The sequence below is a fragment of the Pseudomonas sp. W15Feb34 genome (assembly GCF_023127765.1).
Lineage (GTDB): Bacteria > Pseudomonadota > Gammaproteobacteria > Pseudomonadales > Pseudomonadaceae > Aquipseudomonas > Aquipseudomonas synxantha_A.
In genome coordinates, this window is the sequence record NZ_SPKN01000009.1 from 154,938 (window position 1) to 168,701 (window position 13,764).

General features: G+C 60.7%; 10 protein-coding genes. 3 read left to right on the top strand and 7 right to left on the bottom strand.

Translation table 11 applies throughout. The features are described from left to right. Positions 1-48 precede the first annotated feature (48 nt). Entirely contained in the window at positions 49-2,574 is a 2,526-nt protein-coding gene (locus tag E4O97_RS04735) for a sulfite reductase flavoprotein subunit alpha (protein WP_248160903.1), read from the bottom strand. Positions 2,575-2,710: 136 nt separating this feature from the next. After that, a complete protein-coding gene (locus E4O97_RS04740; protein ID WP_032877822.1) occupies positions 2,711-4,996 on the bottom strand; it encodes a TonB-dependent siderophore receptor in 2,286 nt (761 codons plus the stop codon). Between the two features lie 205 nt (positions 4,997-5,201). On the opposite strand from E4O97_RS04740, the gene E4O97_RS04745 reads away from it, so the two are divergent. Beyond that, positions 5,202-5,882 carry a Fe2+-dependent dioxygenase gene (locus tag E4O97_RS04745; RefSeq protein ID WP_248160904.1) on the top strand — a complete coding sequence of 227 codons (681 nt, stop codon included), beginning with the start codon at positions 5,202-5,204 and terminating at the stop codon, positions 5,880-5,882. Position 5,883: 1 nt separating this feature from the next. Further along, complete coding sequence (locus E4O97_RS04750; RefSeq protein ID WP_248131835.1) at positions 5,884-6,633, top strand: tetratricopeptide repeat protein; 750 nt, start codon at positions 5,884-5,886, stop codon at positions 6,631-6,633. A gap of 48 nt (positions 6,634-6,681) precedes the next feature. On the opposite strand, the gene E4O97_RS04755 is transcribed toward E4O97_RS04750, so the two are convergent. From E4O97_RS04755 to E4O97_RS04775, 5 genes are all read right to left on the bottom strand, one after another. After that, positions 6,682-7,845 (bottom strand): type III PLP-dependent enzyme, encoded by a 1,164-nt coding sequence (locus E4O97_RS04755; RefSeq protein WP_005784717.1) that lies wholly within the window; start codon positions 7,843-7,845, stop codon positions 6,682-6,684. A gap of 474 nt (positions 7,846-8,319) precedes the next feature. Further along, the gene (locus E4O97_RS04760) at positions 8,320-9,477 is read right to left on the bottom strand and encodes an ABC transporter ATP-binding protein (protein ID WP_003171711.1); all 1,158 of its coding nucleotides are present in this window, start codon (positions 9,475-9,477) and stop codon (positions 8,320-8,322) included. Further along, positions 9,474-10,127 carry an ABC transporter permease gene (locus E4O97_RS04765; protein ID WP_005784720.1) on the bottom strand — a complete coding sequence of 218 codons (654 nt, stop codon included), beginning with the start codon at positions 10,125-10,127 and terminating at the stop codon, positions 9,474-9,476. Before E4O97_RS04765 ends, E4O97_RS04760 begins: the two co-directional genes overlap by 4 nt. A gap of 12 nt (positions 10,128-10,139) precedes the next feature. Next, positions 10,140-11,033: a glycine betaine ABC transporter substrate-binding protein gene (locus E4O97_RS04770; protein ID WP_248160905.1), complete on the bottom strand. Its 894-nt coding sequence runs from the start codon at positions 11,031-11,033 to the stop codon at positions 10,140-10,142. Positions 11,034-11,052: 19 nt separating this feature from the next. Then, positions 11,053-11,769 carry an ABC transporter permease gene (locus tag E4O97_RS04775; RefSeq protein WP_004372306.1) on the bottom strand — a complete coding sequence of 239 codons (717 nt, stop codon included), beginning with the start codon at positions 11,767-11,769 and terminating at the stop codon, positions 11,053-11,055. A 332-nt stretch (positions 11,770-12,101) separates the two neighbouring features. Here E4O97_RS04775 and E4O97_RS04780 point away from each other — a divergent pair, with 332 nt between their 5' ends. After that, the gene (locus tag E4O97_RS04780) at positions 12,102-13,685 is read left to right on the top strand and encodes a peptide chain release factor 3 (protein ID WP_005784726.1); all 1,584 of its coding nucleotides are present in this window, start codon (positions 12,102-12,104) and stop codon (positions 13,683-13,685) included. The last annotated feature ends 79 nt before the right edge of the window (positions 13,686-13,764 follow it).

The following is a 13,764-nucleotide window of genomic DNA, read 5'->3' on the forward strand; positions in this document are numbered from 1 at the left end:
GGGAGGGAGCAAGCCCCCTCCCACAATTGATCTTCATTGCCTGACGGGTCAGTAGACATCCCGGCGATAGCGGCCCTGTTCAATCAAGCGCTCCACCGCCTCACTGCCCAGGATATCCACCAACGCCTGATCCACCCCCGTCGCCATCCCTTGCAAACTGCCGCACACATAAATCGCCGCGCCGTCCGCCAGCCATTTGCGCAACACATCTGCCGATTCGCGCAGGCGATCCTGTACGTAGATCTTCTCTTCCTGGTCCCGCGAAAACGCCAGGTCCAGCAGCGCCAGGTCGCCACTGGCCAGCCAGCCTTGCAGTTCGTCCTGGCACAGATAATCGTGGGCGATATTGCGCTCGCCAAACAGCAACCAGTTACGCTGCTGGCCATCGGCAATACGCGCCTTGAGCAGGCTGCGCAGGCCCGCAAGGCCGGTACCGTTGCCCAGCAGGATCAACGGCACGGGAGCGTCCGGCAGGTGGAAGGCACTGTTGCGGCGCAGGCGCAGGCTGATACCCGAACCGATGGCGGCGTGTTCGGTCAGCCAGCCGGAGCCCAGGCCCAGGCTGCCGTCGGGGTGGCGCTCCTGGCGCACGATCAGTTCCAGCACGCCGTCGCTGGCAATCGAGGCGATGGAATATTCGCGCATACCCAGGGGCACCAGTGCGTCCACCAGGGCTTGGGCATGCAAGCCGACCAGGTGTGCACGGTTGTCCGGCAGTTGACGGTTGGCCAGGGCTTGATCGAGCGTTTGTGCCAAGCCGTCGATCAACACGCCGTCACTGCCGGCCAGGCCGAGGCCGTCGAGGAAATGCTCCACGGCCCACGGACAATTGCGCGGCAAGACCTCCACCAAGTCACCGGCGAGCCAGCTCTGAGGCGAGGGTGGAGTGAGACCTAGCAGGTAGACATCGGCCCCCGCGCTGCCGGGGTTGAGCAGGCGGCGTTGGCTCAACGTCCAGTTTTCGTACGGGTCTGCCTGCCAGGCTGCCGCGGATCCGTGACCGGTGAGCTGGCCCAGTTGCTGTTGCCAGGTGTGCAAGGCCACTGCGTCGCCGCTGTCGACTTCCACCGGGGCAAACAGCGGGTTGCCGCCCTGGTTGGTCAGCCAGAAATGCAGGCGCCGGGCGAAGCCACAGAAGTGTTCATACTGCCGATCACCCAGGGCCAGTACCGAGTAATTCAAGCCTTTGAGGGGCAGGTCCTGGCCGAGCACGCTGCGCTCGAAACCACGGGCGCTGTCGGGGGCTTCGCCGTCGCCGAAGGTGCTGACCACAAACAGCGCATGTTGCGATTGGCTGAGGTCGTCGCGGCTGACGCTGCCCAGGGGCTGCACCTTGACCGCAACGCCGGCGGCCTGCAATTGCCCGGCAGTCTGCCAGGCCAACTGTTCGGCAAAGCCGCTTTGGCTGGCAAACCCGATCAGCCAGGCCGGCGCATCGCTGTGAGGGGCACTCAAACCTTGGCGGGCTTCGCGTACCTGGCGTTTCTTGCGACGACGGTCGAGGTACAACAGCCAGCCAGTGATGAAAAACAGGGGCATGAGCAGCGAGCTGACGGTGAGCACGATGCGCCCGATCAGGCCGAAATAACTGCCGGTGTGCAACGCATAGACGCTGGTCAGCAGTTGAGCCTTGAGGCTCTTGCTGGCATAGCGATCATGGGATTTGACCTCACCGGTGGCCGGGTCCAGGTTGATCTGGTTCAGCGCACGGTCATGGGGTGAATCCTTGAGCAGGTAGTACACGGTTGCCGGTTGCCCGGCGACGGCCGGCATACGGATATTGTAGGCACTCAGGTCGGGGCCGGCGTTGCTGTAGATGCTGCTCCAGATCGCCTCGTAGTTGGCCACCGGGGCAGGGCCCGGGGGCGGCGGGCCGCGTTTACGCATCCGCTCGTTCTGCGGCGCATCGGAGAGCAGTTTGGTCACGCCCTGGTTGTACCAGTCGTAGGACCAATACAGCCCGGTCAGTGCCGCCAGCAGATAAAACAGCAGGCACCAGGTGCCGAACACCGAGTGCAGGTCCCAGTTGAAGCTGCGGCCCTTTTTGCGCCAGTCCAGGGTCAGCCACACGCGCCAGCTTTTTACCTGGCGCGGCCAGCGCAGGTACAAACCAGAGAGGCAGAAAAACACCAGGATCAGGGTGCAGGCGCCCGTGATATTGCGCCCAGTGTCGCCGATGGCGAGGAAGCGGTGCAGTTGCAGGATAAAGCCGAATACATCCTGGCCGACGGCGTCGCCCAGGTAGTCGCCGGTGTACGGGTCGAAGTAGCGCATCTGGCCACGACGCTCCCCCGGTGGCGGGGTGAAGGACACCCGGCCGGCATTGCCGCTGTCGCTTTCCACCCACAGCATCGCGACGCTCTTGCCTTCGGTGGCCTCCAGCTTGCGCACCAGCTCGGCAGGCGGCAGTACGCCGGCTTCGCGTTTCTGTACGTTCAATACTGTGGGGTTGAGGGCCCGCAGGATTTCATCCTGGAACGAGTACGCAGCCCCGGTGATCCCCATCAAGGCCAGCACCAGCCCGGCAGTGATGCCGAAGAACCAGTGCAACTGAAACAGGGTTTTCTTCAACACGTCGGAGCGCCTCGCTGATCTGGATATCGATGTCACGGCGCGCATTATGCCGTGGGTTATCGAGAAAAATTCTGTTTTACACACAAAAGCCCCACGCATCCGATGCGTGGGGCCTTGGGTCGAGCATTGACTGCGTTTAGAAGTGGAAGCTGGTGGTCAACAGGGCGGTACGACCGGCCGCCTGGTTGGCGAAGTGCGCCGAGTAGGCCTTGTCGTAGTAGGTCTTGTCGGTCAGGTTCTGCACGTTCAATTGCAGGTCGACGTTCTTGGTCAGCTTGTAGCTGGCCATGGCGTCGTAGCGAGTGTAGGAGGGTACGTACACGGTGTTGCCTGCATCGCCGTAAACCTCATCGACGTAGAACGCGCCGCCGCCGACTGTCAGCTTGGGGGTGAGGTCGTAGGTGGTCCACAGGCTGAAGGAGTTCTTCGGCGTGTTGGGCATCTGGTTGCCTTTGTTGGAGCCGGCACTCACTACACCGTTACGCCCGTTCAGGCCGGATTTGACCAGCTCGCTGTCCAGGTAGCTGTAGCCCGCAAACAACTGCCATTTATCTGTGATCTTGCCGCTGGCGGACAACTCGATGCCGTCGACCTGAGATTCACCGGCGTTCTGGTAGGTGAGAGCGTCCACCAGGATGCGGGTGTTTTTCTTCTCGGTGCGGAAGATAGCTGCGGTCAGAGACAGGCGATCGTGGAACAGGTCCCACTTGGTGCCCAGTTCATAGTTGACGGTTTCTTCGGGCTGCAAGTCGCTGGTGGCGGCACCGGCTGACAGTGGGTTGCCGTCGGAGCCTTCGCCGATCAGGCCACCGGCAGGCGTGGCCGAGGTCGCGTAGGAAGCGTAGATGCTGCCGTTCTCCAGCGGCTTCCACACCAGGCCGGCCTGCCAGTTGAAGAACTGGCTGTCGTCCTTGATCTTGGAGCGTCCGGCCACGGCGTTGCTGTTGGCCTCGGTATCGAAGGTGTCGTAACGCAGGCCCACGTTCAGCAGCCATTTCGGATCAAGCTCGATGGTGTCGAACACATAGGCGGCGCGGCTGGTGGCCTTGGTGTTGGTGCCCATGTAGTTGCGCGCAACGCTGCCGTTCCAGGCGTCGTCCGGGTTCGGGTTGCTCAGTGAGGTGCACTGGCCGCCCAGGCTGCCCTTGGCCGGGTTGCACACCGGGTTGGCGTTGGGGCTGACGGTATAGCCGCTGACACGGGTCTCTTCCCCGGTGAACTCCAGGCCGGTGGAGTAGCTGTGCTTGAAGCCCAGCGCCTGGAAGCTGCCAAACAGGTCGGTCTGGTTGGTGGTTGTGGTGGTCGTGGAAACACGGCTATTGGCACGACGCCATACGGTGCCGAACTTGTTGACGTTGAGTTTGCTGTCGTCCGGTTGTGTCAGCACATAGTCCTGGCCGGTGCTGCCATGGCGCAGGGTATTTTTCAGCGTCATGTTGTCGTTCAGGTCGTGCTCGATGGAGAACGTGCTGATGTCGGCACGGGTCTTGCGGAAGTCGCGGCTTTTCAAACCGTAGAAATTGTTGCTGTCGCCGCCGTCGTTGGGTTTGTCGTGCGCGTGGGCGGTGGCGGTCGAGGAACCATAGCCATACGGAATCCCCGAATCCGGCAGGTCATCGCTTTCCATATGGTAATAGCTGAGGTTGACGCGGGTCGGCGTGCCCAGGCCAAACGTCAGCGACGGGGCTACACCCCAGCGGTCGTAGTTCACCGCATCGCGGCCTGCCACGTTTTGTTCGTGGCTCATCAGGTTCAGGCGGAAGGCGGCGCTGTCGTCGAGGAACTGGCGGTTCACGTCGAGCACGTAGCGGCGGGTCTGGTCGGAGCCGTAGGTAAAGCCGCCGTTGGTGAAGTCACGTGCTTGTGGGGTTTTGCTCACCAGGTTGAGGCTACCACCGGCCGAACCACGGCCGCCGAACGAGGAGTTCGGGCCCTTGCTGACTTCGATGGACTCGATATCGAAGATCTCGCGGCTCTGGCCGCCGGTGTCGCGCACGCCGTCCAGGTAAGTGTCGCCTTGGGCATCAAAACCACGAATGAACGGGCGATCGCCTTGGGGGTTGCCGCCTTCACCGGCGCCGAAGGTAATGCCCGGTACGGTGCGCAAGGCGTCCTGCAACGACGTGGCGGCAGTGTCCTTGAGTACTTGTTGCGGCACCACGGTGACCGAACGCGGTGTGTCCACCAGCGGCGCGGTGTATTTCTGCGACGAGGCTTTTTCCACCTGATAGGAGGTGTTGTCTTGGTCCTGGCCGGTAATGTTGGTGGCGCCGAGGGAGATAGGGTTGCGCTCGCCTTTTTGCTCGGTGTTTTCTGCTGCCTGCGCCAGGTGGGCGGCAGAGCTGGCGCTGAGGGCAACGCCGATGGCCGAGGCCAGCATACGTGGTGAACTGGCGGTTGTTATTAGCGTAGTGCGCGACATGACGTGTCCCTTCCCCAAGGATGTGAGGCCGCGGAATATAGGGCCAACAAGACTTTGTATCAATTGAGAGATATTGCTATTCGCATCGAATTTACATTCTTTACACTTTTTCGTTACGGATTTTGCGTTCTCGTTCGTCCCCGGGTTTTACAGGGCGGATAAGAATCAATACCATTGGCGCCTCTCTGATCGCAGGTATTGCCTCATGTTGCTGCACATTCCCGGCCTGTTCTCTCGCGAGGAGGTGCTGCGCATTCGCCAAGCCCTGGAAGAGGCCGAATGGGCCGATGGCAAAATCACTGCCGGGCATCAGTCCGCCAAAGCCAAGCACAACCTGCAATTGCCCGAAGGCCACCCATTGGCCAAGGAAATCGGCGCAGCCATGCTGGAGCGGTTGTGGAGCAACCCGCTGTTCATGTCGGCGGCGCTGCCGCACAAGGTCTTCCCGCCGCTGATCAACTGCTATACCGCAGGTGGCAGTTTTGACTTCCATATCGACAATGCGGTGCGCCAGCCCAAAGGCAGCCACGAGCGCGTGCGCACCGACCTGTCGTCCACGCTGTTCTTCAGCGATCCCGACGAGTACGACGGCGGCGAACTGGAGATCCAGGACACCTTCGGCCTGCAACGGGTCAAGCTCCCCGCCGGCGATCTGGTGCTGTACCCCGGCTCCAGCCTGCATAAAGTCAACGCCGTGACCCGTGGTGCTCGCTATGCCTCGTTCTTCTGGACCCAAAGCCTGGTGCGCGAAGACAGCCAGCGCACCTTGCTGTTCGAAATGGACGACGCCATCCAGCAACTGAGCCGCGACGTGCCCGAGCACCCGGCGCTGATCCAGCTCACCGGCACCTATCACAACCTCCTGCGCCGCTGGGTCGAGGTCTGAGATGGGCTTTTTATTGCGTCGCCAGGAAGTGCTCAACGTCGAGCAATTGCAGTCCATGCTTGATGATTCCCCGGTGCGCGTCGCCCAGGCGATCCTGATCGCAGCCAAGGAAGGCGTGGTCGATGCCCAGGCGTTGCTCGGGCAGATCCTGCTGGAAGGGCGCGGTATTGCACGCGATGAAGCGCTGGCGCTGCGCTGGTTCCAGATTGCGGCGCAGGGCGGGCACGTGATGGCGCGCAATATGGCCGGGCGTTGCCTGGAGCATGGTTGGGGTTGCGCCGTCGATGAAGCGGCAGCTGCGCGGCAATACCGGCTGGCAGCAGAGACCGGCCTGGATTGGGGCCAGTACAACTACGCCAACCTGCTGGCGACCGGCCGTGGCGTTGTGCAAGACCAGGCCCAGGCGCTGACGCTTTATCGCCAGGCGGCAGAGCAGGGCCACGCCAAGTCGATGAATCTGTTGGGGCGTTATCTGGAAGATGGGCAGTATTGCCCCAAGGATCTTGAGGCAGCCGTTGAATGGTACCGGCGCTCCGCCGAAGCCGGGGATTTTCGGGGGCAGTTCAGTTATGCGGCGGTGCTGGCGCACAGAGGCCAAATCGACGCTGCGCTGGAGTGGCTGCGCAAGGCGTTGGCGCATGGGAATCTCAAATTCCTGCGAACGGCGCACAAGGCGCTGGCGCTGGCCAATGAGCCGCAGATTCGCGCCATGGCCAATGCCTATCAACAGCGTGCCGCGACCTTTTCCTGAAGCCAAAAAAACCCATGACTTGTCATGGGTTTTTTATATGCGGCGTTCTTACACGTAGAACGATTTCAACGGTGGGAACCCATTGAACTCAATCGCGCTGTAGCTGGTGGTGTACGCACCGGTCGACAGCCAGTACAAACGATCACCAATCGCCAGGTTCAGCGGTAGGCCGTACTTGTAGTTCTCGTACATGATGTCGGCGCTGTCGCAGGTTGGGCCGGCAATGACCACTTCTTCCATCTCGCCTTTCTTCTCGGTCCAGATCGGAAACTTGATGGCTTCGTCCATGGTTTCGATCAGGCCGGAGAACTTGCCCACATCCGTGTACACCCAACGCTCGACGGCGGTACGCGACTTACGGGCCACCAGCACCACTTCGCTCACCAGGATACCGGCGTTGGCGATCAGCGAACGGCCTGGCTCCAGGATGATTTCCGGCAGGTCGTCGCCGAAGTCTTCCTTGAGGAAGCGGATGATTTCTTCGGCGTAGGTTTCCAGGCTGTTGGTGCGGGTGATGTAGTTGGCCGGGAAGCCGCCGCCCATGTTGATCAGCTTCAGTTCGATGCCGTCTTCTTCTTTCAAACGCTCGAAGATCACCTTGACCTTGGCGATGGCCGCGTCCCACACGCTGATGTCGCGCTGTTGCGAGCCAACGTGGAACGAGATGCCGTAAGGCACCAGGCCCAGGTCGCGGGCGAGGATCAGCAGGTCCATGGCCATGTCGGTCTGGCAGCCGAATTTGCGCGACAAAGGCCAGTCGGCCGTGGTCGAGCCTTCGGTGAGGATGCGCACATACACTTTCGAGCCCGGCGCGGCCTTGGCGATGTTGCGCAGGTCGGCTTCGGAGTCGGTGGAGAACAGGCGCACGCCCTTCTCGTAGAAGTAGCGGATGTCCTTGGATTTCTTGATGGTGTTGCCGTAGCTGATACGGTCGGCGCTGACGCCGCGGTCCATGACCTTGTCCAGCTCGTAGATCGAGGCGATGTCGAAGCTCGAACCCTTGTCTTTCAACAGGTCGATGATCTCGACGGCCGGGTTGGCCTTGACGGCGTAATACACTTTGGCGAATTCGAAACCGGCGCGCAGGTCATCGTAGGCCTGGCTGATCATCGCGGTGTCGATCACCACGAATGGGGTTTCTTGCTTGTCGGCGAACGCCTTCATTTTGTCAAAGGTGGCGCGCGCGAAATAATCTTCGACGTTGATCGACATGCTGGGGAACTCCTAAGGGCAAACTGTATTGATCAATGGGTGCAAATGAACGTCCTCCGTATCCCCACTTTGGTTCGCCTACTTCCCAAGGCATGTCGCCGAAAGCAAAAAGGCCACGGGATAAGCTTCCCTTGGCCTTGCTGTCTCGTCGTCAGTACTTGAGCCGGATGGATCGTTTCCAGCATGGACGTTCGGCGCGAACTTTAGGGCTTGATGGGCGTGGGATCAACTAAAAATGTCGCGTTTTTGCACGCGTTCGTCGCGGGACCCAGTCCAGCTACTTATGTAACCGACCGGTGTGACGGATTGATGTTCCCCGCTGAATGGGAATTGAGGACATTTCCCTGACTCACCGAGGGGCAAATGTGGGAGGGGGCTTGCTCCCGATAGCGGTGTGTCAGTCACTTCTCAGTCACTGATTCACCGCTATCGGGAGCAAGCCCCCTCCCACATTTTTATCCCTGTTGTATCAGGTCAGGCCAGGGCGGTCTCGGCCGGCGAGACAATACTGGTCTTGCCCCCACGGGACTTGCCAGAGCTCAGGTACTCGGCAATCGACTCCTGAGTCACTTCACCCAGGAACACCCGCTCGGCATCCATCACCGGCAACCACGAGCGGTTGAACTCATACATGCGCGACAGCAGGATGCGCAAGTGTTCGTCATAGGCAGCGGTGGCGTTGAACTCGCGCAGGTACTGGCCGCAGGTACCGGTCTGACGGTGTAAGTCGCGACGGCGCACATACCCCAGTGCCTTGTTCTCGGCACAGGTGACCACCACGTAGCGGCGGTCGTGCTCGTCCATCAGCTCCAGCGCATCGGCCACCGGTGTTTCCGGGCTCACCGACGGAGCGTTGTCCGCTGCGTCTTCGGCTTTTACCAGCAGCAGGCGCTTGAGCGTGCTGTCCTGACCCACGAAGTTGCTCACGAACTCATCGGCCGGGTGCGCCAGCAGCGTGTCCGGGTGGTCGATCTGCAGCAGCTTGCCGGCACGGAAGATGGCGATCTTGTCACCCAGCTTGATGGCTTCGTCGATGTCGTGGCTGACCATGATCACGGTCTTGTTCAGCGCGCGCTGCATCTCGAAGAACTCGTTCTGGATCATCTCGCGGTTGATCGGGTCAACCGCGCCGAACGGCTCATCCATCAGCAACAGCGGCGCATCGGCCGCCAGCGCACGGATCACGCCGATACGCTGTTGCTGGCCACCGGACAGCTCACGTGGGTAGCGATGCAGGTACTGCTTGGGTTCCAGCTTGATCATGCTCATCAGTTCGCGGGCGCGGTCGTGGCATTTTTGCTTGTCCCAACCGAGCAGCTTGGGCACGACCACGATGTTTTCCTCGATGGTCATGTTGGGGAACAGGCCGATCTGCTGGATCACGTAGCCGATGTTGCGACGCAGGGTCACCTCGTCAAGGTCGGTGGTGTCTTCGCCGTTGATCAGGATCTTGCCCGAGGTGGGTTTGATCAGGCGATTGATCATCTTTAGCGTGGTGCTCTTGCCGCAGCCCGAGGGCCCCAGGAATACGCAAATCTCGCCTTCGTTGACGGTCAGGCTTACATCGTTGACGGCGGTGACAGTCTTGCCGTTGCTTTGAAAAGTCTTGGACAGGTTTTGAAGTTCGATCATTTGAGCAATCCTTTTGGAGTCAGCGAGCGTTGCAGCCATTGCAGAAGCAGGTCGGCGAAGATGGCCAGGAGACTGACCAGCACGGCGCCGACAATCAGCATCGACATATCGCTGCGGCTGATGGAAGCCAGAATAAGTACACCCAGGCCACCGGCACCGATGGTGGCGGCGATGGTCATCACACCGATATTCATCACGACGGCGGTGCGCACGCCAGCGAGGATCACCGGCACGGCAATCGGCAGTTCGACCATGCGCAGGCGCTGGCCGAAGGTCATGCCGATGCCTTTGGCGGCCTCGCGAATGCCTGGCTCAACGCCGGTGAGGGCCAGGTAGGTGTTACGCATGATTGGCAGCAGGGAGTACAGGAACACGGCGGTGATCGCCGGCATCGGCCCCAGGCCCTGGCCGAACTTGGAGTAGAACGGCAACAGCAGCCCGAACAGCGCAATGGATGGCACGGTCAGCAACACCGTGGCGCTGGCTTGCAAGGGACCTGCGAGGGTTGGGAAGCGCGTCATCAGAATACCCAGGGGCACGCCGATAAAGATCGCGAGGATCACGGCGATGCCGACCAGGGTGATGTGCTGCCAGGTCAGGTGCAGGACTTGGGCCCAATCAAGATGGGAAAAGGCGTTCAAAAATTCCATGTCTTCTCCTTCTTAGTTGATCGGATGTTGGCGCAGGAAATCGGCGGCGACAGCGGACGGGCTTTCGTGGTCGACGTCGACCCGCGCATTCAGCTCGCGCATGGTTGCGTCGTCGAACAGCTCGGCCAAGGGCTTGAGCTCTGCGGCCAATTGAGGATGCTGGTCGAGATATTCCTGACGGATCACCGGAGCTGCGGTGTAGTCCGGGAAGTAATGCTTGTCGTCGGCCAGCAGCTTCAATTTGAACGCGTTCAGGCGGCCATCGGTGGTGTAGACCAGACCGGCAAACACCTGGCCATTACGCAGGGCGGTGTAGACCAGGCCAGCGTCCATCTGCCGGGTGTTTTTGCGCGTGAGGTTCATGTCATACAGCTTGACCATGCCGCCCATGCCGTCGGAACGGTTGGCGAACTCGGTGTCCAGGGCCACCAGGCGGTTTTCCTTGGTGTCCTCGGCCAGGGCTTTGGTCAGGTCGCTGATGCTGTTGATCTGCGGAAATTCCTTGGCCACGTTTTCCGGCAGTGCCAGCGCGTAGGTGTTGCTGAATTTCGACGGCGAGAGCCAGACCAAGCCTTTTTTCGCGTCGAGTTCTTTCACCCGGGCGTAGGACTGTTCGCTGTCGAGCTTCTCGTCGATGTGGTTATAGGCCACCAGCGATACGCCGGTGTATTCCCAGATCAGATCCAGTTGCCCGCTTTCCTGGGCACTGCGTGCCAGGTTGCTGCCCAGGCCACCCGTTACACGGGCGTCGTAACCCTTGGTGCGCAGGTACTGGGAGGTGATTTCGGCGAGCAGGGTCTGCTCGGTGAACACCCGGGCGCCAATGCGAATCACCGGTTTTTCAGCGGCTTGCGTAATACCTGCAAACAGCAGGACGCAGCCTAATATCAAGCTTAGTTTTTTCATGTCGATTCCTTTCCTGGCGTTAAGACGGGCGCAACCCGCGTTCCAGCCAGAGGCGGCTGGCCATGGTCACCAGGCCGTCAAGCAGCAATGCCAGCAGCGCGGTGCATGCAGCGCCGAGCAGCAGTTGCGGCTGGTTGTTCAGGGCAATGCCGGGGAAGATCAGGCTGCCCAGGCTGTTGGCACCAATCAGGAACGCCAGTGGCGCGGTGCCGACGTTGATCGCCAGGGCCACACGTACACCGCCGATGATGATCGGCACGGCGTTGGGCAGTTCCACGCGAAACAGCACCTGGCGCGGCGTCATGCCGATGCCGGTGGCGGCTTCCTTGAGGGAACCCTGGACGTTTTTCAAGCCTTCGTAGGTGTTACGCACGATGGGCAGGAGGGAGGCGAGAAACAGCGCGAAGATGGCCGGGCCGCTGCCGATGCCGAGGACGCCGAGGGCGATGGCCAGTACAGCCAGGGGAGGGACGGTGTTGCCGATGTTGAAGATCTGCATGAAACGTTCTGCACGCCCGACCATGTTGGGTCGGCTGAGCAGGATACCAGCGGGGATGCCCACAATCAGGGCTGCCAGCATGGAGACTAGGACAAGAATCAGGTGAGCTTGCAGGTAAAACAACAAATCGTCGCGGTACAGTTCGATCGTGTTGATGCCGATCCAGTGGACCAGCAGGGCCAGGAGCGCGACGACAACCGCGCCTCCTATCAGCCCTTTGCCATAGCGAATAGCCACAGGCGGACTCCTTTTTTTCTTTTGTCGGCGAACACATTCTCCGGCGGCAATGCCATTCCTGGCTGTCGGCGAATAGGTTCGCGAAAAGCAGCTCGCCGATACTGGCAATGCAGTATGCGATCAAGCCATGAGCGCAGCCTCGTCAGGCTAACTTGCTGATATTTCAGCCCCTGTTCCGAGTGCGGTAGCAGGGGAGTGGACGTCTCGACCTTTTAAAAGGTTCCACACTTGGGCGCATTTAGCCACCCCCAATGGGCTCAACGGTGGTCTGTACCCTCGCGTTTGCGCTATACTCGCCGCCCTTTTTTGACTCACCTGCCAGGCGATTTCCCATGACCCACCAGGCCGCCGAAGTCGCGAAACGCCGCACTTTCGCCATTATTTCCCACCCCGATGCCGGTAAAACCACCATCACCGAAAAGCTGTTGCTGATGGGCAAGGCGATCGCGGTAGCCGGCACGGTGAAATCGCGCAAATCCGACCGCCATGCCACCTCCGACTGGATGGAAATGGAAAAACAACGGGGTATTTCCATTACCACGTCGGTCATGCAGTTCCCGTATCGCGACCACATGGTCAACCTGCTCGACACCCCGGGCCACGAAGACTTCTCCGAAGATACCTACCGCACCCTGACGGCAGTGGACTCGGCATTGATGGTCCTCGACGGCGGTAAGGGCGTTGAGCCACGTACCATTGCGCTGATGGACGTTTGCCGCCTGCGTGACACGCCGATCGTCAGCTTCATCAACAAACTCGACCGTGATATCCGCGACCCGATCGAGTTGCTGGATGAAATCGAAGCCGTCCTGAAGATCAAGGCCGCGCCGATTACCTGGCCGATTGGTTGCTATCGCGACTTCAAGGGCGTGTACCACCTGGCCGACGACTACATCATTGTCTACACCGCCGGCCATGGTCACGAACGTACCGAAACCAAGATCATCGAAAAGCTCGACTCCGACGAAGCCCGCGCCCATCTGGGTGACGAGTACGACCGTTTCGTCGACCAGCTGGAACTGGTGCAGGGCGCCTGCCATGAGTTCAACCAGCAGGAGTTCCTCGACGGCCAGTTGACCCCGGTGTTCTTCGGTACCGCCTTGGGCAACTTCGGCGTCGACCACGTGCTCGACGCGGTAGTGGACTGGGCCCCGCGCCCGCTGGCGCGTGTCGCCAACGAGCGCACCGTGGAACCGGTTGAAGAGAAATTCACCGGCTTCGTGTTCAAGATCCAGGCGAACATGGACCCTAAGCACCGCGACCGTATCGCCTTCATGCGCATCTGCTCCGGCAAATACGAAAAAGGCATGAAGATGCGCCATGTGCGCACCGGCAAGGACGTACGCATCGGCGACGCCCTGACGTTCTTCTCCTCCGAGCGTGAACAGCTCGAAGAAGCCTACGCCGGCGACATCATCGGTTTGCATAACCACGGCACCATCCAGATCGGCGACACCTTCACCGAAGGCGAAGCGCTGGGCTTTACCGGTATCCCGCACTTCGCCCCGGAACTGTTCCGCCGCGTGCGCCTGCGCGACCCGCTCAAGTCCAAGCAACTGCGCCAAGGCTTGCAGCAATTGGCCGAAGAAGGTGCCACCCAGGTGTTCTTCCCCGAGCGCAGCAACGACATCATCCTCGGCGCCGTGGGTGTGCTGCAGTTCGACGTGGTCGCCAGTCGCTTGAAGGAGGAATACAAAGTGGAGTGCTCCTACGAGCCGATCACCGTGTATTCGGCGCGCTGGATCGAGTGCAGCGATAAGAAGAAGCTGGAAGAGTTCTCCAACAAGGCGGTGGAAAACCTCGCGGTCGACGGCGGTGGTCACCTGACCTACCTGGCGCCGACCCGGGTCAACCTGGCGTTGATGGAAGAGCGCTGGCCGGATGTGAAATTCCGCGCGACCCGTGAGCATCATTAAAGCTAGAGCGGTACACCCAAGGGCGAAGCTGTGATGGCTTCGCCCTTTTTATTGGGGGGCTGGTATGGCCCGTTGGGCG